This window comes from Alteriqipengyuania lutimaris (assembly GCF_003363135.1).
Classification (GTDB): Bacteria; Pseudomonadota; Alphaproteobacteria; order Sphingomonadales; family Sphingomonadaceae; genus Alteriqipengyuania; species Alteriqipengyuania lutimaris.
Genome location: NZ_QRBB01000001.1, coordinates 134225 through 156131, shown reverse-complemented (window position 1 = coordinate 156131; position 21907 = coordinate 134225). Strand labels below are relative to the sequence as shown.

At 65.6% G+C, this 21907-nt stretch carries 21 protein-coding genes and 2 riboswitches; of the genes, 13 read left to right on the top strand and 8 right to left on the bottom strand.

Going from position 1 to position 21907, the window contains the following annotated elements; all coding sequences use genetic code 11:
- Positions 1–8 precede the first annotated feature (8 nt).
- The gene (locus tag DL238_RS00755) at positions 9–1292 is read left to right on the top strand and encodes a sensor domain-containing diguanylate cyclase (RefSeq protein WP_115490523.1); all 1284 of its coding nucleotides are present in this window, start codon (positions 9–11) and stop codon (positions 1290–1292) included.
- Between the two features lie 12 nt (positions 1293–1304).
- Here the strand turns inward: DL238_RS00755 and fghA are convergent, their stop codons facing one another.
- The 3 genes from fghA to DL238_RS00740 are packed head-to-tail and all read right to left on the bottom strand — an operon-like array spanning position 1305 to position 3623.
- On the bottom strand, positions 1305–2144 hold the full coding sequence (gene fghA / locus DL238_RS00750; protein WP_115490522.1) for an S-formylglutathione hydrolase: 840 nt from the start codon (positions 2142–2144) through the stop codon (positions 1305–1307).
- 1 nt (position 2145) lies between these two features.
- Positions 2146–2514 carry a cupin domain-containing protein gene (locus DL238_RS00745; RefSeq protein WP_115490521.1) on the bottom strand — a complete coding sequence of 123 codons (369 nt, stop codon included), beginning with the start codon at positions 2512–2514 and terminating at the stop codon, positions 2146–2148.
- Positions 2514–3623 carry an S-(hydroxymethyl)glutathione dehydrogenase/class III alcohol dehydrogenase gene (locus DL238_RS00740; RefSeq protein WP_115490520.1) on the bottom strand — a complete coding sequence of 370 codons (1110 nt, stop codon included), beginning with the start codon at positions 3621–3623 and terminating at the stop codon, positions 2514–2516. Before DL238_RS00740 ends, DL238_RS00745 begins: the two co-directional genes overlap by 1 nt.
- Positions 3624–3720: 97 nt before the next feature.
- On the opposite strand from DL238_RS00740, the gene DL238_RS00735 reads away from it, so the two are divergent.
- From DL238_RS00735 to DL238_RS00680, 12 genes are all read left to right on the top strand, one after another.
- Positions 3721–4329, top strand: coding sequence for a flavin reductase family protein (locus DL238_RS00735; RefSeq protein ID WP_115490519.1), 609 nt, complete (start codon positions 3721–3723; stop codon positions 4327–4329).
- Between the two features lie 108 nt (positions 4330–4437).
- Entirely contained in the window at positions 4438–5427 is a 990-nt protein-coding gene (locus DL238_RS00730; RefSeq protein WP_115492687.1) for an ArsR/SmtB family transcription factor, read from the top strand.
- A complete protein-coding gene (gene metF, locus DL238_RS00725; RefSeq protein WP_115490518.1) occupies positions 5424–6392 on the top strand; it encodes a methylenetetrahydrofolate reductase [NAD(P)H] in 969 nt (322 codons plus the stop codon). The genes DL238_RS00730 and metF overlap by 4 nt, the downstream gene beginning before the upstream one ends.
- Positions 6389–7444 (top strand): homocysteine S-methyltransferase family protein, encoded by a 1056-nt coding sequence (locus tag DL238_RS00720; protein ID WP_115490517.1) that lies wholly within the window; start codon positions 6389–6391, stop codon positions 7442–7444. Before metF ends, DL238_RS00720 begins: the two co-directional genes overlap by 4 nt.
- 51 nt (positions 7445–7495) lie before the next feature.
- The gene (metH, locus tag DL238_RS00715) at positions 7496–10192 is read left to right on the top strand and encodes a methionine synthase (protein WP_115490516.1); all 2697 of its coding nucleotides are present in this window, start codon (positions 7496–7498) and stop codon (positions 10190–10192) included.
- Complete coding sequence (locus DL238_RS00710) at positions 10192–11175, top strand: phytanoyl-CoA dioxygenase family protein (RefSeq protein ID WP_199798023.1); 984 nt, start codon at positions 10192–10194, stop codon at positions 11173–11175. Before metH ends, DL238_RS00710 begins: the two co-directional genes overlap by 1 nt.
- Before the next feature lie 107 nt (positions 11176–11282).
- A riboswitch (glycine riboswitch) is annotated at positions 11283–11393 on the top strand.
- A riboswitch (glycine riboswitch) is annotated at positions 11394–11473 on the top strand. It abuts the riboswitch before it with no gap.
- Between the two features lie 53 nt (positions 11474–11526).
- Entirely contained in the window at positions 11527–12675 is a 1149-nt protein-coding gene (gcvT, locus tag DL238_RS00705; protein ID WP_115490515.1) for a glycine cleavage system aminomethyltransferase GcvT, read from the top strand.
- A 3-nt stretch (positions 12676–12678) separates the two neighbouring features.
- On the top strand, positions 12679–13050 hold the full coding sequence (gcvH, locus tag DL238_RS00700; protein WP_115490514.1) for a glycine cleavage system protein GcvH: 372 nt from the start codon (positions 12679–12681) through the stop codon (positions 13048–13050).
- Positions 13047–13502 (top strand): hypothetical protein, encoded by a 456-nt coding sequence (locus tag DL238_RS00695; protein ID WP_147290958.1) that lies wholly within the window; start codon positions 13047–13049, stop codon positions 13500–13502. The genes gcvH and DL238_RS00695 overlap by 4 nt, the downstream gene beginning before the upstream one ends.
- The gene (gene gcvPA, locus DL238_RS00690) at positions 13503–14870 is read left to right on the top strand and encodes an aminomethyl-transferring glycine dehydrogenase subunit GcvPA (protein WP_115490512.1); all 1368 of its coding nucleotides are present in this window, start codon (positions 13503–13505) and stop codon (positions 14868–14870) included.
- Positions 14867–16468 (top strand): aminomethyl-transferring glycine dehydrogenase subunit GcvPB, encoded by a 1602-nt coding sequence (gcvPB, locus tag DL238_RS00685; RefSeq protein WP_115490511.1) that lies wholly within the window; start codon positions 14867–14869, stop codon positions 16466–16468. Before gcvPA ends, gcvPB begins: the two co-directional genes overlap by 4 nt.
- Positions 16469–16480: 12 nt before the next feature.
- The gene (locus DL238_RS00680) at positions 16481–17206 is read left to right on the top strand and encodes an Nmad3 family putative nucleotide modification protein (protein WP_115490510.1); all 726 of its coding nucleotides are present in this window, start codon (positions 16481–16483) and stop codon (positions 17204–17206) included.
- 151 nt (positions 17207–17357) lie between these two features.
- Here DL238_RS00680 and mmsB read toward each other — a convergent pair whose 3' ends face one another.
- The 5 genes from mmsB to DL238_RS00655 form a co-directional block, all read right to left on the bottom strand.
- Positions 17358–18230 carry a 3-hydroxyisobutyrate dehydrogenase gene (gene mmsB, locus DL238_RS00675; protein ID WP_115490509.1) on the bottom strand — a complete coding sequence of 291 codons (873 nt, stop codon included), beginning with the start codon at positions 18228–18230 and terminating at the stop codon, positions 17358–17360.
- Positions 18231–18397: 167 nt separating this feature from the next.
- Complete coding sequence (locus DL238_RS00670) at positions 18398–19180, bottom strand: enoyl-CoA hydratase-related protein (RefSeq protein ID WP_115490508.1); 783 nt, start codon at positions 19178–19180, stop codon at positions 18398–18400.
- Positions 19181–19291: 111 nt separating this feature from the next.
- Positions 19292–20338, bottom strand: a complete 1047-nt coding sequence (locus DL238_RS00665) for an enoyl-CoA hydratase/isomerase family protein (RefSeq protein ID WP_115490507.1) — start codon at positions 20336–20338, stop codon at positions 19292–19294.
- On the bottom strand, positions 20335–20721 hold the full coding sequence (locus DL238_RS00660; protein WP_234030898.1) for a VOC family protein: 387 nt from the start codon (positions 20719–20721) through the stop codon (positions 20335–20337). The genes DL238_RS00665 and DL238_RS00660 overlap by 4 nt, the downstream gene beginning before the upstream one ends.
- The gene (locus DL238_RS00655; RefSeq protein WP_115490505.1) at positions 20718–21863 is read right to left on the bottom strand and encodes an acyl-CoA dehydrogenase family protein; all 1146 of its coding nucleotides are present in this window, start codon (positions 21861–21863) and stop codon (positions 20718–20720) included. Before DL238_RS00655 ends, DL238_RS00660 begins: the two co-directional genes overlap by 4 nt.
- Positions 21864–21907 lie beyond the last annotated feature (44 nt).

The window sequence follows — 21907 nt, the reverse complement described above, 5'->3', positions numbered from 1 at the left end:
GCTTATCTATGGTTCCAACATCGGTTCTTGAGGGTCGCACCGGTCTGAAGCTGGTAACGCTGTTGCAGCGGGCCTTGCGCATCATGCTCGTGATCGCGCTGATCGCATGTGGGGCCGCTATCACCCAGGACGACCAGTTGCGCACGGTTGCGGTGGTCTTCGGCGGATTGCTGATCGTCCTTGCGATCGCCGCGAGCATCGTCAGCGACAAGCTCAAGGTCATCCAGGTCCGCTCCTACAAGAATCATGTCGACGGGATCAATCGCACGCACGAGCAGATCGAAGAGCTGTTCGCGATGACCGACACGCTGCAGGCGGCCGACAGCAATGCCGATGCCGCACAGGTGCTGCGCGCGACCAGCCGCAAGCTCCTGCCCGGATGCGGCACCGCGCTGTATGTGTTCAACAATTCGCGCGACCGGCTCGACCTCGTCGGCAGCTGGGACATGCCCGAAAGCTATGAGCCGACAGAAAGCCTCACGCCCGCCAATTGCTGGGCGCTCAAGCGCGGCAAGGATCATCTCAACAACCCGGCCGAACAGTCGCTGTGCTGCTCGCACTATATCGGTGAGGTCGCGAGCATCGAAGTGCCGATGATGGCGCGCGGACAGGTCTTCGGCCTGCTGGTGCTGACCGACCGTGGCGGCAATTGCGAAAATGTCGACCGGGCGCAGCGGATCGCCCGCGCGCTCGCCGATTCGACCTCGCTCGCGCTGTCCAACATCTCGCTGCGCGAACAGCTGCGCACGCAATCGCTGCGCGATCCGATGACCGGTCTGTATAATCGCCGTTACATGGAAGACACGCTCGACCGGTTCATCTCGCTCGCCCAGCGGCAGGACCAGCCGACGTCGGTGCTGATGATCGACCTCGACAACTTCAAGGCGCTCAACGACAATCACGGCCATGCCAAGGGCGACGCGGTGCTTAAGGACGTGGCCGCCCAGATCGTCGGCGCGCTGCGTCCGTCGGACGTCGTATGTCGCTACGGCGGCGAGGAACTGCTGGTCATCCTGCCCGATTGCGGCATCGACGATGCGATGATGCGCGCCGAACAGGTGCGCGCGCGGATCGAACTGCTCTCGGACCAGCACGGGTGCAGCGTGGCCGCCTCGATCGGCGTTGCTTCGCTGCCCGACACCGCCAAATCGTCGACCGACCTGCTCTCCGCGTCCGACGCGGCGCTGTACGAGGCAAAGGCGGCGGGCAAGAACCAGGTCCATGCCGCACCGCCGCTCGCCAAGAAGAAGCAGGTGATGGAGCCCGTCGCCGCCCGGCTCGTGGTGAGCTGACCGGCGCCTTCGCTAGGCTTTCAGGCGCTGCGCGTGCCACGCCACGTGATCGGCCATGAAGCTCGAGATGAAATAATAGGAATGGTCGTATCCCTCGCGCATGGTGAGCGTGAGCGGGATGCCGGCCTTCTCGCATTCGTCGGCGAGCAATTCGGGCTTGAGCTGTTCTTCCAGAAACTGGTCGCCCGTGCCCTGATCCACCAGCAGCGCCTCGGCGCGCGCCCCGTCTTCGATTAGCGCGCAGGCATCATATTCCCGCCACGCAGCGCGATCATCGCCGAGATATCCCGACAGCGCCTTCTGGCCCCACGGGCAGTTCAGCGGGCTGGCGATCGGCGCAAAGGCGCTGATCGAACGGAATGTTTCGGGATTGCGCAGCCCGATCGTCAGCGCGCCGTGGCCGCCCATCGAGTGGCCGGTGATTCCCTGCCGCATCATGTCGACGGGGAATTGTCGGGCGATCAGGGCAGGGAGTTCTTCTTCGACATAGCTGCGCATCATGAAATGCGGCGTCCACGGTTCCTGCGTCGCATCGACGTAGAAGCCTGCACCCTGACCCATGTCGAAGGAATCGTCGTCCGCCACGCCCTCGCCACGAGGGCTGGTGTCGGGCGCGACGAAGATGATGCCCTGTTCGGCGCAGGCGGCGCGATATTCGCCCTTCTCGGTCACATTGGCGTGCGTGCAGGTGAGGCCGGAGAGATACCACAGCACCGGAAGCTTCGCGCCCTCCTCATGCTCGGGCACGAAGACCGAGAAGGTCATGTCGGTGCCGGTCGTGGTCGACTTATGGCGGTATACGCCCTGCGTGCCGCCATGACTGCGGTTTTCGCTGACGGTTTCTATCGTCATGCTAAATCTCCGTGGGAGTGAATGCGGTGGCCGGATCGCCGGTATTGGCGGTGTCCGCCGGGTCGATGATGAGCAGCTTGGCTTCGCCGTCCGGCACGCGCGGGAAATGCTCGACCCCGCGCGGCACGACGATCATCTCGCCGGGACCGAGAGTTTCGGTGCGGTCGCGAAATTCCATCATGAGCGTGCCCTCGATCACGATGAACAGTTCGTCGGTATCGGGATGGCTGTGCCACTGGAAATCGCCCGATGCCCTGGCCAGCCGGATTTCGTTGCCGTTGTACCTTCCGGCGATCCGCGGCGCCCAGTGCTCGTCGAACTGCTCGAATTTCTCAGCCAGGTTGACCTTCGTGGGCGCCGCCTGCGCCATCAGTCGTACACCACCACCGAGCGGATGCTTTCGCCCGAATGCATCAGGTCGAAGGCTTTGTTGATTTCTTCAAGCTTCATGACGTGGGTGATCATCGGGTCGATCTGGATCTTGCCGTCCATGTACCAGTCGACGATCTTGGGCACGTCGGTGCGGCCCTTGGCGCCGCCGAACGCGGTCCCGCGCCAGTTGCGGCCGGTCACGAGCTGGAAGGGGCGTGTCTCGATCGTCTTGCCGGCCTCTGCCACGCCGATGATGATGCTGGTGCCCCAGCCCTTGTGGCAGCATTCCAGCGCCTGGCGCATCACATCGGTATTGCCCGTGCAGTCGAAGCTATAATCCGCCCCGCCGTCGAGCATCTTGACGAGATGCGCGACCACGTCGTCGACCTCATTCGGATTGACGAAATCGGTCATCCCGAAATGTTCGGCATAGGGCTTCTTGTCGGGATTGATGTCGACGCCCACGATCCGGTCGGCCCCCGCCATGCGCGCGCCCTGGATCACGTTGAGCCCGATCCCGCCGAGGCCGAAGACGACGACATTGTCGCCCGGACGCACATCGGCGGTGTTGACCACCGCGCCGACGCCGGTCGTCACGCCGCAGCCGATGTAGCAGCTGGTGTGGAACGGCGCGTCCTCGCGGATCTTGGCGACCGCGATTTCGGGCAAAACGGTGTAGTTCGAGAAGGTCGAGCAGCCCATGTAGTGGTAGATCGGCTTGCCCTTGTAGGAGAAGCGCGTCGTGCCATCGGGCATCAGGCCTTTGCCCTGCGTCTCGCGGATCGCGCTGCACAGGTTGGTCTTGCCCGAGAGGCACATTTTGCACTGGCGGCATTCGGGCGTGTAGAGCGGGATCACGTGATCGCCCTCCTTCACGCTTGTCACGCCCGCGCCGACTTCGCGCACGATCCCAGCGCCCTCATGGCCGAGCACGCTGGGGAACAGGCCTTCGCTGTCGAGCCCGTCGAGCGTGTAGGCATCGGTGTGGCAGATTCCGGTCGCCTTGATCTCGATCAGCACCTCGCCCGGCTTGGGGCCTTCGAGGTCCAGTTCGACGATCTCGAGCGGCTGCTTGGCTTCGAAGGCGACGGCGGCGCGGGTTTTCATGAGGGGGACTCTCCTTGCGATACGTGTGTGGCTCAACGCGCAGGGTCGGTGAAACGTGCCTTGCGCTCATCTGCGCGCCTGCCTAGGCGCTTGGGTCGTGATCGATCAATCCGCCTTTCGCGATGCTCTCGGCACATTCGTGACCGGCGTCACCATCGTGACGACCTACGACACGGAAGGTCGCCCCACCGGGCTGACCGCCAACAGCTTCAATTCGGTCTCGCTCGACCCGCCGATGGTGTTGTGGAGTCTGTCGCTCGGCAGCCGTAATCTGCCGGTCTTCCGGACCGCGAAAGCCTGGGCTGTCCACATCCTCGCCGCCGACCAGCAGGACCTGTCCAACCGCTTCGCCAGCCGCGGGGCGGACAAGTTCGGCGATCTGAATTGCGGCGACGGACCCGAGGGCGCGCCGCGGATCGAGGGCTGTGCGGCGCGATTCGGTTGCAATGCCAAGTTCGAATATGAGGGCGGCGACCATGCCATCTTCCTCGGCGAAGTGGTCGATTTCGAGCGGACCTCCGCCGAACCGCTGATCTATCACGGCGGGCGCTACGGCCGGGTCATGCCCGAAGGCGAGGCGCCTTCCGACGCCGACACGACACGGCTCCTCTCGCAAGGCTACGTCATGCGCACGCCCGAGGGCCTGCGGCTGAGCGAGGCGGGGGCGGCGCAGTTGCGCCTGCTGCGCCAGATCGAGAACGGCTAGGCAGGAACACCCCCGCGGCGTGTGCGCCGCCACGCTTCGTCGCCCCTGAGCGCCGCCGGGTCCCTGCAAGACTTGTAGATATAAAAATATCTTTATATGTGCGTTCCCATGCGCACCGAAGCCATCCTGCGGTCTCTCGGAGACAACACCCGGCTGCGGATCATGCGGCTGCTCGGGACGATGGAGCTTGCCGTTGGCGAGCTGTCGCAGGTGCTCCAGCAAAGCCAGCCGCGCGTCTCGCGCCACGCCTCGATCCTGTGCGATGCGGGGCTGGCGGTGCGGCGACGCGAAGGCAGCTGGATTTACCTGCGCGCGGCGAGCGAGAACGCAGGCGGCTCTCCGCTCAGCGCGGCCATCGCGCGGTTCCTTTCGACGGCCGAGCGCGAGGACGAGGAGTTCGCCGCGCAGTGCGAGGAAGACCGTCGCCAGCTGGCCGCGATCCGCGAGGCGCGCGAGGGGAAGGCCGCCGAATGGTTCGAGGAACATGCCGGCGAATGGGATGACCTGCGCCGGCGGCACAGTCCGGACGACCAGGTCGAAGCCGCGCTACGCAAGGCGCTTGCGGGCGAACCGCTGGGCGAAATGCTCGATATCGGCACCGGCACCGGCCGCATGGCGGAGCTGTTCGGAGAGGATGCCTCGCGGATCGTCGCGCTCGACAAGAGCCTCGAGATGCTGCGGGTCGCGCGCGCCAAGCTGCAGCACCTTCCTGCGGAGCAGATCGAGCTGGTGCAGGGCGACTTCCTGTCGCTGCCCTTCGAGGCCGCCCGTTTCGACACCGTGCTGCTGCACCAGGTGCTCCATTACGCCACCGATCCGATGATCGCGCTGCGCGAGGCGGCGCGCGTGCTGCGCACCGGCGGGCGGATCGCGATCGTCGATTTCGCCGCACACAATCATGAGGAACTGCGCGAACGGTTCCAGCATACCCGGCTCGGCTTCGAGGACGACCAGCTTGCCGGTGCACTCGAACAGTCCGGTTTCGAAACCGCGCCACCCGTCGCGCTCGAAGGCGAGACGCTGGTCGTGAAAATCTGGGTCGCGCGCCGTGTCGGCGCGCTGAAGGCCCAAGCTCCAAAACGAAAGGCGGCACGATGACGGCCCAATCCACCCCTGCGCTCGATCCCCGCGAGGAACAGGCGCGCGCCAAGAAGGACCCGCTGTTCAGCGGGTTGCCCGGCGATATCGACGTCAGTTTCGAATTCTTCCCGCCGAAGAACGAGAAGATGGAGAAATCGCTGTGGGACGCGGTGCAGGAGCTCAAGCCGCTCGATCCGCATTTCGTCTCCGTCACTTACGGGGCGGGCGGCTCCACGCGCGAACGGACCCACAAGACCGTGGAGCGGATCATTGCCGAAGCGGGCCTGCCTGCCGCCGCGCACCTCACCTGCGTCAATGCCTCGCGCAGGGAAACGCAGAAGATCGCGGAGAAATACTGGGAAGCGGGCGTGCGCCACATCGTCGCGCTGCGCGGCGACATGCCGCAGGAGGATGGCTCGCTCGGACCCTTCAAGCCGCACCCGGATGGGTACAACAGCGCCGAGGAACTGGTCCATGGCCTCAAGGAAGTCGCCGACTTCGAAATCTCGGTCAGCGCCTACCCCGAGATGCATCCGGACGCGAAGAGCCAGCAGGACGAGATCGATTACCTGAAGCGCAAGATCGATGCGGGCGCAGACCGGGCGATCACGCAGTTCTTCTTCTCGCCCAACACCTTCTTCGACTATCTCGAGAAGACCGACAAGGCGGGCATCGACGTGCCCATCGTGCCGGGCGTGCTGCCGATCACCAACGTGAGCAAGGCGCGCCAGTTCGCGGGCCAGAACGGCGCCGAATTCCCCGACTGGATGGAAGGCGTGTTCGAAGGGCTGGACGACCGCCCCTCGGCCCGCAAGCTCGTCGCCGCGACGGTGGCCGCCGAGATGTGCCGCCGCCTCTATGCCGGCGGGATCCGCCACTACCACTTCTACACGCTCAACCGCGCCGACCTCGCCTATTCGATCTGCCACCTGCTGGGCATGAGGCCGCAGGATGGCGCCGGCGCCAAGGAGAAAGCCGCATGAGCCAGCAATCAGCCGCACAGGCCCTGCGCAAGGCCGCCAGCGAGCGCGTGCTCGTATTCGACGGGGGCTACGGCACGGGCATCCAGAACCGCAAGCTGTCCGAAGCGGACTATGCGGGCGATCTGGGCCTCGACGCCGACCAGAAGGGCAATAACGACCTGCTCAACCTGACCCGGCCCGACGTGATCCGCGATATCCACCGCGAATATCTCGAAGCGGGCGCCGACATGGTCGAGACCAACACCTTCAGTTCCACCAGCATCGCGCTCGCCGATTACAAGGCCGAGCATCTGGTACGCGAGGTGAACCTTGCCGGCGCCAAGGTCGCGCGCGAGGCGGCCGATGCCGCGCAGGAGAAGGACGGCCGCCGCCGCTTCGTCGCCGGAGCGATCGGGCCGACCAACAAGACGCTCTCGCTCAGCCCCGATGTCGAGGACCCCGGCTTTCGCGAGGTCGATTTCGACCAGATGCTGGGCGTCTATCGCGAACAGTGCGACGCGCTGATAGAGGGCGGGGTGGACTTCATCCTGATCGAGACGATCTTCGACACGCTTAACGCCAAGGTCGCGGCGATGGCGGCGCAGCAGGCGGCACAGGCGGCGGGGCGCGAAGTGCCGATCATGCTCAGCTTCACGATCACCGACAATTCGGGCCGCAACCTGTCGGGCCACACGGTCGAGGCGTTCTGGCACGCGGTGCGCCATGCGCAGCCGATCGCGGTCGGCGTGAACTGCTCCTTCGGGGCGGACAAGCTGCGCCCGCACCTCGCCGCGCTGTCGCGCCAGGCCGACACGCTGATCCTCGCCTATCCCAACGCGGGCCTCCCCAACGATCTGGGCGAATACGACCAGGAAGCGGACGAGACCGCCGAGCTCGTGGGCGTGTGGTTCAAGGAAAACCTCGTCAACATCGTCGGCGGCTGCTGCGGCACCACGCCCGCGCATATCGCGGCCATCGCCAATGCGGCGAAGAACGCAGAGCCGCGCACCATTCCCGAAGTCGAGCGCAAGACGCGCCTCGCCGGGCTCGAACCTTTCACCATGGCGGCCTGAGACCGGCTGCCACGACATCCCGACGTTTATCTGCCGGGAGATCAGGACCTTATGACTACCAACGCATCCTCCAGTTTCGTCAATATCGGCGAGCGCACGAACGTGACCGGATCGGCGCGCTTCAAGAAGCTGATCATGAACGAGGATTACGAGACCGCGATCGAGGTCGCGCGCGACCAGGTCGAGAACGGCGCGCAGGTGATCGACGTCAACATGGACGAGGGGCTGCTCGATTCCGAAGCGGCGATGGTCAAGTTCCTGAAGCTGATGGCGGCCGAGCCCGATATCGCGCGCGTGCCGGTAATGATCGACAGCTCGAAATGGAAGGTGATCGAGGCTGGGCTCAAATGCGTCTCGGGCAAGCCGATCGTCAATTCGATTTCGATGAAGGAAGGCGTCGACGAATTTCTCGAAAACGCGCGCAAGTGCCGGGCCTACGGTGCGGCGGTGGTGGTGATGGCCTTCGACGAGGACGGCCAGGCCGACACCAAGGAGCGCAAGATCGAGATTTGCGAGCGCGCCTATAAACTCCTGACCGAAGACGGCTTCCCGCCCGAAGACATCATCTTCGATCCCAACATCTTCGCGGTGGCGACGGGGATCGAGGAGCACGCGACCTACGGCGTCGATTTCATCGAAGCGGTGCGGCACCTCTCCAAAAGCTGCCCGCACGTGCACTTCTCGGGCGGGCTGTCGAACCTCTCCTTCAGCTTCCGCGGCAACGAGCCGGTGCGCCGGGCGATGCACTCGGTCTTCCTCTACCATGCGATCCCCGCCGGGCTCGACATGGCGATCGTCAATGCCGGCCAGCTCGACATCTACGACGATATCGACCCCGAATTGCGCGATGCGTGCGAGGATGTGATCCTCAACCGCACGCCCGCCAACGGTGAGGATGCGACCGAGAACCTCATCACGCTGGCCGAAAGCTACAAGGGCAAGGACGCCAAGACCGAGAAGGAAGCCGCCGAATGGCGCGAATACCCGGTCGAAAAGCGGGTGGAGCATGCGCTGGTCAAGGGCATCGACGCGCATATCGTCGACGATACCGAGGAAATGCGCGTCGCGGTGAAGGAACGCGGCGGCAAGCCGATCGAGGTGATCGAAGGCCCGCTGATGGACGGCATGAACGTCGTCGGCGACCTGTTCGGTTCGGGCAAGATGTTCCTGCCGCAGGTGGTCAAGTCCGCGCGCGTCATGAAGAAGGCGGTGGCCCACCTCTTCCCCTATATCGAGGAGGAAAAGGACGAGAACGCCAAGGGCAAGGGCAAGATCGTGATGGCGACCGTGAAGGGCGACGTCCACGATATCGGCAAGAACATCGTCGGAGTCGTGCTCCAGTGCAACGGCTACGAGGTGATCGACCTCGGCGTGATGGTGCCGTGGAGCGACATCCTCGAAGCCGCGAACGAAAACAATGCCGACATCATCGGCCTGTCCGGGCTCATCACGCCCTCGCTGGACGAGATGGTGACCGTCGCCGAAGAGATGCAGAAGGCGGAAATGTCGCTGCCGCTGCTGATCGGCGGGGCCACCACCAGCAAGGTGCACACCGCCTTGAAGATCGACCAGGCCTATGACGGCCCGGTGATCCACGTGCTCGACGCGAGCCGCGCGGTCGGTGTCGCCAGCCGCCTGCTGTCGGACACGCAGCGCGATGCCTATGTCGACGAGGTCGCCGACGACTACGAGACCGTGCGCGAAAAGCGCGCGGGCAAGGGGCCGAGCAAGCTGCTGCCGCTGGCCGAAGCGCGCGAGAATGCCGCGCCGATCGACTTCGCGCAAAAGCCCGGCGCGCCCGCCAAGCCGGGCCTGCACGTGTTCGAAGACTGGTCGATCGCCGAATTGCGCGACTATATCGACTGGACGCCCTTCTTCCGCGCGTGGGAACTGCACGGCAATTATCCCGCGATCCTGGAAGACGACGTCGTGGGGGAGAGCGCGCGCAGCCTGTGGGACGATGCGCAGAAGATGCTCGACCGCATCGTGGAGGAAAACTGGCTGCAAGCACGCGGCGTTGCCGGCCTCTGGCCCTGCCACCGCGACGGGGACGACCTGGTCGTGCATTACAAGCATGTGCAGGACCGGGTGAGCAAGGACGGCGGTACCTACCGCGAAGGCGCGATTCCCGATCTCGACCGCACGAACGAGGAAAGCGTTCGCCTGCCCATGCTGCGCCAGCAGGTGAAGAAGAGCCGGGACCGGCCGAACATGTGTCTTGCGGATTTCATCGATCCCGCCGGCGACTGGATGGGCGGCTTCGCGGTCGGCATCCACGGCATCGACGGCCCCTCGAAGCGTTTCCAGGAAGCCAAGGACGATTATTCGGACATTCTGCTCAAGGCGCTGGCGGACCGCTTCGCCGAAGCCTTTGCGGAAGCGCTGCACGAAAAGGTCCGCAAGGATCTGTGGGGCTATGCCGCCGAAGAGCAGTTCACCAACGAAGCGCTGATCAAGGAAAAGTATCGCGGCATCCGGCCCGCGCCGGGCTACCCTGCATGTCCCGACCACTCGCTCAAACCGATCCTGTTCGACATGCTCGATGCCGAGGAAAATACGGGACTCGAATTGACAGAGAGCTTTGCGATGTTCCCAACCGCAGCGGTCAGCGGGCTGTATTTCGGCCATCCCGAAAGCGCCTATTTCGGCGTCGCCACGATCGGGCGCGACCAGCTCGAGGACTACGCCCGGCGCCGCGACGTGGATATCGCGACCGCCGAACGCTGGCTGCGGCCCAATCTCGACTGATGAGCGCTTCCGCCACCCTCCCCGAGATTGCGTGCCTGGAGGAATTCCACGCATCGCTGGTCGGTGGCGGGCTGACGCTGAGCGAGATGATCGGCAAGCTGCTGCTCGACACGCTCGGCCTGGGCAACCAGGAGGTCTACCGCTTTCTCCACCAACCCGAAGCGCCCTCTTTCGAGGCGTTTTGCGAGTGGATCCTGGCGACGGCGGGGCCGCCCGATCCGGCACTTCTCGCACGCTACCACGCCTGGCTCTACGACCTGCCGGTGGAGGGCGACGCCAATGCCGCGCTGCTGGAGGTTGCCGCGCTGCCGCCCGTGCTCGACGAGGCCGCGCTGCGCTTCTGGGACGAACACGGCTATGTCGTGGTGCCCGGCGTCATTTCGCCCGAAGAGGTCGCTGCCGCGCGGCAGCTCGTATGGGAATCGCTCGGCGCGACGCCCGAAGATCCGCAGAGCTGGAATGCCGCGAAAACCGACGGGATCATGATCTCGGTCTATCGCCACCCGGCGATCGAGGCCGCCCGCAAGAGCGCGCGCGTGCGCAAGGCCTTCGCGCAGCTGTGGGGCAGCGAGAACCTGTGGTGCACGATCGACCGGATCGGCTTCAATCCGCCCGAAACGCCCGAGCGGCCCTTCGCCGGGTCGGACCTGCACTGGGATGTCAGTCTCGCCTGGCCGATCCCCTTCGGCACGCAGGCCGTGCTCTATCTGACCGATACGAGCGAGGATCAGGGCGCCTTCCGCTGCGTCCCCGGCTTCCACAAGCGGATCCATGCGTGGCTCGACGGGATCGGCGCGGGCGACCCGCGGGCGGTGGATCTCTCGGCAGAGGAGAAGCGTGTGGCCGCGAAGGCGGGCGATCTGATCATCTGGCGGCAGGACCTGCCGCACGGGGCGAGCCCCAACCGCTCCGACCGGCCGCGTCTGGTGCAGTATCTCAACTATTATTCGCCCGACATGCCGATCCGCAGCCGGTGGCGCTGATGGCGAGCGCGGCGGGCACTTCGATGGCCAATATCGCCTCAAGGCCGATTGACCGTCGCGCGCGAATCGCGCATGGCACGCATGTTCTTCGCAGGTGCAAACCTGCGGCGGAGCGCGCGGGAGAGATCGCTGGGCGTCGGGATAAAACCGGGCGGCTGGCGGCGCCGAAGGAGCAACCGCCCCGGAAACTCTCAGGCAAAGCGAACCGCGCGCGCCGAATGGACACTCTGGAAAGCGCGCATCGCAGGATGCGCCACCGAAGGGGTAAGCTCTCAGGTTTTCCGACAGAGGGGGCAGGCGGCAAGGGAGTGCGGCAGCGCACGCCCGTCCGCGGCTGTCGGATATGAAATGATGAGCGCACAAGAATCCCAGGACGAACCCGAAATCGAAGCCGCGCCGGAGGCGCTGGCGCTGGACGCATGGCATCGCGCCCATGGCGCGCGCATGGTGCCCTTCGCGGGCTACGAAATGCCGATCCAGTATGAGGGCATCGTGGCCGAACACGACTGGACCCGCAGCGCTGCGGGCCTGTTCGACGTGAGCCACATGGGCCAGCTGACCCTCTCGGGTCCCGATGGCGATATCGGCGCGGCGGCCGAGGCGCTCGAAGCGCTGGTCCCCGGCCTCGTCTCCAGCCTCAAGCCGGGCAGGATGCGCTATTCGCTGCTGCTGGCGGAGGATGGCGGCATCCTCGACGATCTGATGATCACCAACACGGGCGAACATATCGCGCTGGTGGTCAACGGCGCGTGCAAGTGGGACGATATCGCCTTCCTGCGCGAACATCTGCCCGACGAGATCACGCTGACCCATCATGACGAGCAGGCGCTGCTGGCCTTGCAGGGCCCTGAAGCGGTCGGTGCGCTCGGCGAACTGGTGCCCAGTGCGGCCGAGCTCGTGTTCATGACCGGCGGCCTTTACGAATGGGACGGCATCCCCCTGTGGATCAGCCGCGCGGGCTATACCGGCGAGGACGGGTTCGAAATCTCGGTGCGTGCCGAGCACGTCGAAAAGCTCGCGACCGCGCTGGTGGACGACAAGCGCGTGAAGCCGATCGGGCTGGGCGCGCGCGACTCCCTGCGCCTCGAAGCGGGCCTGCCGCTTTACGGCCACGACCTCACCGCAGAGATCGATCCCGTCAGCGCCGACCTGACCTTCGCCCTGTCTAAGAAGCGCCGCGAGAGCGGCGGCTATCACGGGCACGACCGGATCGGCGCCGCGCTGAAGGACGGTCCGCAAAGCTATCGCGTCGGCCTGGTGCTCGACGGGCGCCTGCCGGCACGCGAGGGCTCGGAGATTTTCGCGGGGGACCGCCAGGTCGGCACCGTCACCAGTGGCGGCTTCTCGCCCACGCTCGGCCATCCCATCGCGATGGGCTATGTCGATGCCGCGCATACCGAGATCGGAACCGCGCTCGAAGTGCAGGTCCGCAACAAGCGACTGCCTGCGCGCGTCGCTCAAATGCCCTTTGTCCAACACCGCTACTTCCGGGGGAGCTGAGAAATGTCCCGTTACTACACCGAAGACCACGAATGGATCGAAGTCGAAGGCGAATCCGCTACCGTCGGCATCACCGACTATGCGCAGGAGCAGCTGGGCGACATCGTGTTCGTCGAACTGCCCGATGAAGGCACTGAGCTCGAAAAGAGCAAGGACGCCGCGGTTGTCGAATCCGTGAAGGCGGCGAGCGACGTCTACGCGCCGATCACCGGCACCGTGATCGAGGTCAACTCCGCGCTCGAAGAAGACCCCGCGCTGGTGAACACCTCTCCGGAAGAAGACGGCTGGTTCTTCAAGCTGACCGTCGCCGACGAGAGCGAGCTCGAAGGCCTGATGGACGAAGCCGCCTACAAGAGTTTCGTCGAGGGGCTGTGAGCCATCGTCTCGCCCTCACTGTCGCCTTGGCGTTTGCGTTCGCGCTGACTGCCTGCGCCGACTCGAAGTTGGGCGAGAAGGGTGAGGTGTCGGTCGCGAAAGTGATCGACAACATCAATCGCTGGGATGGCCATATCTACCGGATTCACGGGTGGCTCGGGACATGCGAAGGCCTCGATTGCGCGATCTATGAAACACACAACGATGCGCAGACTGCGGCCGATGGCGATGTTAGCTCCGACGCATGGGAACGGGCGATGGATCGTCGACTGAGCATCGCGAGTCTCGGTGACTTTGATAATCGGGCAGCGCCACTCCAGTTTGAAGAAGTCGAGCTGATCGCCTTGGTCAGCGCCGAATGCCGGGGGTGGAACGGTGGCTGCACCGACCGTGCGCCCGATTTGTACCCCTTCGATATTACTTCAATCAATCCTCAGAACCAGGCAGAATAGATGCGCTACCTCCCACTGACCGATGCCGACCGCGGCGAGATGCTCGCGAAAATCGGTGCTTCCAGCATCGACGACCTGTTCGTCGACGTGCCCGAAGAGGCCCGGCTCGACGGGCCGATCCACGGCCTGCCGATGCACGCCAGCGAGATGGCGGTGGAGCGCCATATGCGCGCGCTCTCCAAGAAGAACCTCGCGGCGGCCGATGCGCCCTTCTTCCTCGGCGCGGGGGCGTACAAGCACCACGTCCCGGCCACTGTCGACCACATCATCCAGCGCGGCGAGTTCCTGACCGCCTATACTCCGTATCAGCCGGAGATCGCGCAGGGCACGCTGCAGATGCTGTTCGAGTTCCAGAGCCAGGTCGCGCGGCTCTATGGCTGCGCGGTGGCCAATGCGAGCATGTACGACGGCTCGACCGCGTGCTGGGAAGCGATCGCGATGGCCGGGCGGATTGCGCGCGGCAAGCGCAAGAAGGTCGTCCTCTCGGGCGCGCTGCACCCGCACTATGCCGAGGTCATCCGGACCATGGCGAAGTTTACCGAAGACGAGATTGCCGACGCGCTGCCGACGATGAAGGGCAGCCCCGATCTCGACGGGCTCATCGGGCGGATCGACGAGGACACCTCCTGCGTCGTGGTCCAGTATCCAGACATTCTCGGCCGCCTGTGCGACCTCGAGAAGATCAGCGAAGCCGCCCATGCCAAGGGCGCGCTGGTGATCGCGGTCAATCTCGAGCCGGTGGCGCTGGGTGCGATCAAGTCGCCCGGCGAAATGGGCGCGGACATCGTCGTCGGCGAGGGGCAGGCGATTGGTGTCGGGCTCCAGTTCGGCGGGCCGTATCTGGGCCTGTTTGCGGTGCGCGAACAGAAGCATGTGCGCATGATGCCGGGGCGGCTGTGTGGCGAGACCACCGATGCCGAGGGCAAGCGCGGCTTCGTGCTGACGCTCTCGACCCGCGAGCAGCATATCCGGCGCGAGAAGGCGACCAGCAATATCTGCACCAATAGCGGGCTGTGCGCGCTCGCCTTCAGTGTCCACATGACGCTGCTGGGTGAGGAAGGTCTGCGGCGGCTGGCGGCGGAGAACCACCGGCTCGCTTGCCTTGCGGCGGACAGGCTGGCCGAGGTGCCCGGCGTTTCCGTGCTGAACGACAGTTTCTTCAACGAATTCACGATCCGGCTCGGGCAGGATGCGCGCGAAGTGGTCCGCACGCTTGCCGACAAGGGCATCCTCGCGGGCGTCTCGCTCGGGCGGCTCTATCCGCATGCGGAGGACCTCACCGACGGCCTGCTCGTCACGCTCACCGAAACCACCAGCGAGGACGATATCGACGCCCTCTGCGCTGCCCTGAAGGAGGTGCTGGCATGAACGCGCCCAACAAGTCCGGCTGGAAGCCCAGCGCGCCGCTGATGGGCGATGCCGACAGCCCCACCACCACCGGCAACCGCGCCCTGATGCTGGAAGAACCGCTGATCTTCGAGATCGGCCGCGCCGGCACCACCGGCGTCGACCTGCCCGCGGTCCCTACCGGCACATCGAGCCGCCTCGGCGGCCTGGAGCGCGCAGATGCGATCGACCTGCCCGGCCTCGCCGAGCCCGAAGCGGTGCGCCACTATACGCGGCTGAGCCGCCAGAACTACGCGATCGACCTTGGCCTCTTCCCGCTCGGCTCGTGCACGATGAAGCACAATCCGCGCCTGAACGAGAAGGTCGCGCGGATGCCCGGCTTTGCCGACGTCCACCCGCTGCAGCCGGTAGATACGGTGCGCGGTGCGCTCGAAGTCGTCAGCGATCTGGCCAACTGGCTGATCACGCTGACCGGCATGCACTCGGTCGCGATGAGCCCCAAGGCGGGCGCGCATGGCGAGCTGTGCGGCATCCTGTGCATACGCGCTGCGCTCGAAGCGCGCGGCGATGCGCGCAAGGTCGTGCTGGTGCCCGAGAGCGCGCACGGCACCAACCCCGCCACCGCAGCATTCGCCGGCTATGAGGTCGAGGATATCCCCGCCACCGCCGAAGGTCGCGTGGATCTGGAGAAGCTCAAGGCGCGGCTCGGCTCCGATGTGGCGGCGGTGATGATCACCAACCCCAACACCTGCGGGTTGTTCGAGCGCGACATGAAGGCGATCTCGGACGCGGTCCACGAGGCGGGCGGCTTCGTCTATTGCGACGGGGCGAACTTCAACGCGATCGTCGGCAAGGTCCGCCCCGGCGACCTCGGCGTCGATGCGATGCACATCAACCTGCACAAGACCTTCTCCACCCCGCACGGTGGCGGCGGGCCGGGCTCGGGCCCGGTGGTCCTGTCCGAAGCGCTCTCGCCCTACGCCCCGCTGCCGTTCACCGCGCGCGGCGAAGACGGCACGGTGCACCTGGTCGAGGAAGAGAACGCGCACGAGTTCGGCCACTCGGACGCTTTCGGCCGGATGACCGCGTTCCATGGGCAGATGGGCATGTTTACCCGCGCGCTGACCTACATCCTCAGCCATGGGGCGGACGGGCTGGCGCAGGTCGCCGAAGACGCGGTGCTCAACGCGAACTACATCCTGCGCTCGCTCGACGATCTGCTCTTCGCGCCATACGGCGAGAGCGGCCCGTGCATGCACGAGGCGCTGTTCGGCGACAAAGGCTTTGCCGAGGACATCTCCACGCTCGACCTCGCCAAGGCGCTGATCGACGAGGGCTTCCACCCTATGACGATGTACTTCCCGCTGGTGGTCCACGGCGCGATGCTGATCGAGCCGACCGAGACCGAGAGCAAGGCGGGCCTCGACCAGTTCATCGGAGCACTGCGCTCGGTCGCCGAGCGGGCGAAGGCAGGCGACGAGAGCCTGAAAGCCGCGCCCTACTTCGCGCCGCGTCGCCGGCTCGACGAAACGCAGGCGGCGCGCAAGCCGGTGCTGGCATGGGAGGGCGAACTCGCCCCTGCAGGCAAGCCCGTGCCGAGCGAGATCGGCGGGCAGTAGAAACCGCGCGGCATGAAGATCGTCTTCAGCCGCAAGGGGTTCGACAGCGGATCGGGCGGCGGATCGTCGCCCATCGTGGATGGCGTACCGGTCTCGCTGCCGATCCCCGACAGCAAGGGGATCGCAAGAACGACCTATGGTGACCTGGGCCTGGGTGACCATGCCGCGAGGGCGAGCAGGGACGCGTATGGCGCGGACTCGCTTTGCCACCACGATCCGATGTTCACCCGCGAAGGCCGCTGCCTGTTCGGGCAGGTCGGCGCGGCGCAGACGCATCTCGCCAATCACGGCGTGGGGCGGGGCGACGTGTTCGTGTTCTTCGGGCGGTTTGCGGGGGAGGAGCACGGGCCGCATCACCGCATCTTCGGATACCTCGAAGTCGAGCAGGTGATCGACCTGACCGCGTGCGACGAAGCGGAGCGTGCCGAGTATGCGGCACTCGGCCATCCCCACGCGCTGGGCCTGCATGGGGCGAACGATACGCTCTATGTCGGGCCGGGGCGAATGGCGGGCAGGGCCTCCGATGCGCTACGGCTGACGGCACCGGGCGAAGCGCTCAGCCGGTGGATGCGGCCGAAGTGGTTGCGGCGCGGTGACCTCTCCTACCACGATGCGCAGTGGCGCTGGGCCGAGCGCAATCGCCTGATCGCGGTCAGCCGGGGGCAGGAATTCGTCGCGGATGTAGGCCGCCGCAAGGCTCCACGCGAATGGTTGGAGCGGATTCTCGAAGACTTCTGATCCTCCCCGTTTCTTCGCAGGATAAATGGGGAGGGGGACCGCCCGCAGGGCGGTGGAGGGGCCGGTAGCGCCATGGCCCCTCCGTCACGCAGCCTGCGGCTGCGCGCCACCTCCCCGTTTGCGCTGGCGCGAAAACGGGGAGGATTGCGGCTTACTTGTACGTCTTGATGATCGCCGAGAAGTCGAGGCCGTCGTTGCCCGCGCCCGAAAAATCCTCGTAGAGGCTCGCCGCGCGGGCGCCCAGCGGGACGCCCGCGTCGACCTCTTCCGCCGCCGCCATCGCGAGGCGCAGGTCCTTGAGCATCAGCGCAGTCGCGAAGCCGCCCTGGTAGTCCTTGTCGGCAGGGCTCTCGACGCCCACGCCCGGCAGCGGGGTGTAGGCGTTGAGCGACCAGCAATAGCCGCTCGACTGCGAGGAAATCTCGTAAAACTTCTGCGGATCGAGCCCCAGCTTCTGCGCCATCTGCATCGCTTCGGCGACGCCGATCATCGAGATTGCGAGCAGCATGTTGTTGCAGATCTTGGCGGTCTGGCCCGCGCCCGCGTCGCCCGCGTGGATCACCGCCTTGCCCATGCTTTCGAGGATCGGCCTGGCCGCCGCGAATGCCTCTTCGCTGCCGCCGACCATGAAGGTCAGCGTGCCGCCGTCCGCCGCCGCGATCCCGCCGCTGACCGGCGCGTCGACCATCTTGTAGCCCTTGGCGGTGGCCATTTCGGTCACTTCCTTGGCGGTCGCGACGTCGATGGTCGAGCAGTCGAGCAGCGCCGTACCTTCGGGCGCGTGGCCGATCACGGCGTCGGAATAGACCGACTTCACGATCGCGCCATTGGGCAGCATCGAGACCACCGCGTCGACGCCCTGCACGGCTTCCTTCGCACCGGTGAAGGTCTCGCAGCCATTGCTCTTGGCCTTGGCGAGCGCGTGCTCCGAAAGGTCGAACGCGCGCACTTCATGGCCGTTCTTGACCAAGTTCGCGGCCATCCCGCCGCCCATGTTGCCGAGGCCGATAAAGGCGATTTTCATAGCATCTCTCCAATTGCCCTCTCCCCGTGCGGGGAGAGGATACGCAGGCTTGCGACCCCGGACTTGATCGGGGGCGCTAGCCGAAGTTGGAGAGGGGCGATCTGGTCTGCGAGACTTGCAGGCCCCTCTCCCAACCCTCTCCCCTCAAGGGGAGAGGGCTTAAGGGTTCACCGCCCCTTCCACTGCCCGTCGCGCTTCTCGATGAAGGCCTTCATGCCTTCGGCCTTGTCCTCGGTCGCGGTGAGGATCTGGAACAGGCGGCGTTCGTGGAGCACGCCCTGACCGAGGAAGGTCTCGTAGGCCGCGTTGACCATTTCCTTGTTCACCATCGCGGCCATCGGCGGCATTCCGGCGATGGTCGCGGCGGTGGTGCGTACCTCGTCCATCAGCGTGTCATGCGGCACAACGCGGGCGACGAGGCCGCTGCGTTCGGCTTCCTCGGCGTCCATCATCCGGCCGGTCAGGCACATTTCCATCGCCTTGGCCTTGCCGACCGCGCGGGTGAGCCGCTGCGATCCGCCCATGCCCGGCGCGACGCCCAGCTTGATCTCGGGCTGGCCGAACTTGGCCTTGTCACTCGCAATGATGAAGTCGGCCATCATCGCCAGCTCGCACCCGCCGCCCAGCGCGAAGCCGTTGACCGCCGCGATCCAAGGCTTGCGGACGGCCTCGACGATATGGCTGGTCCACTTGGCGAAGAAATCCTGCAGATAGAAGTCCGCCGCGTCCTTCTCGCTCATTTCCTTGATGTCCGCGCCCGCCGCGAAGGCCTTGTCGCCCGACCCGGTCAGGATCGCGCACAGCTGGCTGTCGTCGTTCTCGTAGGCGGCGAAGGCGTCGATCAGCTCGTCGAGCACCACGCTGGAAAGCGCATTGAGCGCCTGCGGGCGGTTGAGCGTGATGGTGGTGACGGCACCGTCGGTCTGCGTGGTGATGGTTTCGTAGGCCATGTCTCTCTCCGTATTCGTCATTCCCGCGCAGGCGGGAAGCCATCTCCCGATTGTCCCATCAGTGGCGTGTGCCGGAGATGGGTCCCCGCATGCGCGGGGATGACGGGAGGGTTATAGCGGCGTCCACTCCTCGCCCTCGGGCAGAGCGGCGAAGATCGCCCCGATCTGCTCGTCGGTTACGCCTTGGGGCGTGGCGGGGTTCCACTGCGGGTCGCCGGTCTTGTCGACGATCACCGCGCGGACCCCTTCCGCAAAATCGTGGCTGACGAGCACGCGGCTGCCGATGCGGTATTCCATCCGCATCTCGTCGGCGAAGCTGCCCAGCGTCAGGCTGTCCGCCAGCTGGCGCAGCGCGACCTTGCAGCTTTGCGGGCTCTTGGCGCGCAGCGTCTTGAGTTCCTTCGCGGCCCAGTCGGAATCATCCGCCTCGAGCGCGGCGAGGATCTCCTCGAGCGTGCGGCCCGCGAACAGCCGGTCGATCGTCCCGCGATTGGCGAGGATGCGTGCCTCGGGCGGGGTTTCGGATGCCTCGTCGAGAATAGACTGGATGTTCGCCGGATCGTCGACGATCGCGGCCTTCACGCGCGCCAGCTTCTCGCTCGCGATATAGTGCGTGGCGAGGCCGATGGCGTGGCACTCGGCCCCGTCGAGCCGTGCGCCGGTGAGCGCGAGGAACTTGCCCGTCTGGCCCGGCAACCGGCTGAGATACCAGCCGCCGCCGACGTCCGGAAACAGGCCGATGCCCGTCTCGGGCATGGCGAACCTGGTGTTCTCGGTCGCCACGCGGAACGCCGCAGGCTGGCTGATGCCCACGCCGCCGCCCATAGTGATCCCGTCCATGAAGGCGACCACCGGCTTGGTGTAGGTGAACAGCTGGTGGTTGAGCTGGTACTCGGCGTGGAAGAACTCGCGGCCCGTCCTGCCCTCGTCGTTCAGCGCCGAGTTTCGCAGCATCGCGATATCGCCACCCGCGCAGAAGCCGCGCCCTTCGGCATGGTCGATCATCACCGCCGCGATGCCAGCATGGTCGGCCCACTCGCCCAGCGCATCGGCCATCGCGACGCACATCTCGGTGGTCAGCGCATGGATCGCCTTGGGGCGGTTCAATGAGATATGGCCCACGTTCTGGTGGGTGTGGATGTTAAGCTGGTCGGTCATGCCGCGTCCTTGTGTTCGATCAGATCCCAGCGGTTGCCCCACGGATCGTTGAAAACCGCGACGGTGCCATAAGGCTCTTCGCGCGGTGCTTCGGTGAATTCGACGCCCCATTGCGCCATGCGGCGATGGTCGGTCGCGAAATCGTCCGACTGGAGAAACCAGCCGACGCGCCCGGCTGCCTGATGGCCGATCGCCGCGCTCTGTTCGTCGTTTGCGGCGCGCGCGAGCAACTTGCCACCGCTTGCCCCTGCCATGACGACCCAGCGCTTGCCGCCGCCCAGATCGCTGTCTTCCTCGACCGCGAAATCCAGCGCGTCACGGAAGAAAGCGATCGCCTCGTCGTAATCGGGGACGAGGAAGGTGGTCATGGCAAGACCGGTCACTGCCGCAGCAGATCCCGGCCCACGATCATCCGCATCACCTGGTTGGTGCCTTCGAGGATCGAGTGCACGCGCAGGTCGCGCCAGTAGCGTTCGATCGGGTAATCCTTGAGGTAGCCGTAGCCGCCGAACAGCTGCAGCGCGTCGTTGACGACCTTGCTGCCGTTGTCGGTCGCCAGCCGCTTGGCCATCGCGGAGAAGCGAGACTTGTCGGGCGCGTTGTCGGTGACCTTGGCGGCCGCGAGGTAGAGCAGCGCGCGCGCTGCCTCCAGATCGGTCGCCATGTCGGCGAGCATGAACTGCGTGTTCTGGAAGTCCGCGATCTGCTGGTCGAACTGCTGGCGCTCCTTGGTGTACTTCACTGCCTCGTCGAGGCAGCGCTGCGCCCCGCCGAGCGAGCAGGCGCCGATGTTCAGCCGCCCGCCGTCGAGCCCCATCATCGCGAAGCGGAAGCCTTCACCTTCGTCGCCCACGCGGTTCTCGACCGGCACGCGCGCATCCTCGAAGATGACCTGCGCGGTCGGGCTGGCATTCCAGCCGAGCTTCTTCTCGGGCGCGCCGAACGAAACGCCGGGCGTATCCTTGTCGACCACGAGGCAGGTGATGCCCTTGGTCTTGTGCTCGCCGGTGCGGACCATGGTGACGTAGACGTCGTTCACGCCGCCGCCGGAGATGAACTGCTTGGTGCCGTTGAGCACATAGTGGTCACCATCCGGCACCGCCTGCGTCTTGAGTGCCGCCGCGTCGGACCCGCTGCCCGGTTCGGTCAGGCAGTAGGAGGCGATCTTGTCCATCGTGACCAGATCCGGGAGGTATTTCTCCTTCACGCCCGCCCCGCCGAAACGGTCGATCATCCAGCTCGCCATGTTGTGGATCGAGATGAAGGCGCTGGTGGTGGGGCAGCCATAGGCCATCGCCTCCATGATCAGCGCCGCTTCGAGGCGGCCGAGGCCGATGCCGCCGCTTTCCTCGCTGACATAGATTGCGCCGAAGCCGAGCTCGGCGGTCTGCTTGATCGTGTCGACGGGGAAGATCTTTTCCTCGTCCCACTTGCCCGCATGGGGCGTGATGTTGTCGGCGGTGAACCGCTGCGCCATATCCTGGATCGCGAGCTGGTCGTCGGTGAGCTGGAATTGTCCGGTCATGCCGGGCGATCTAGCCTCGCCGCGCGATCAATAAAAGGGGCCGA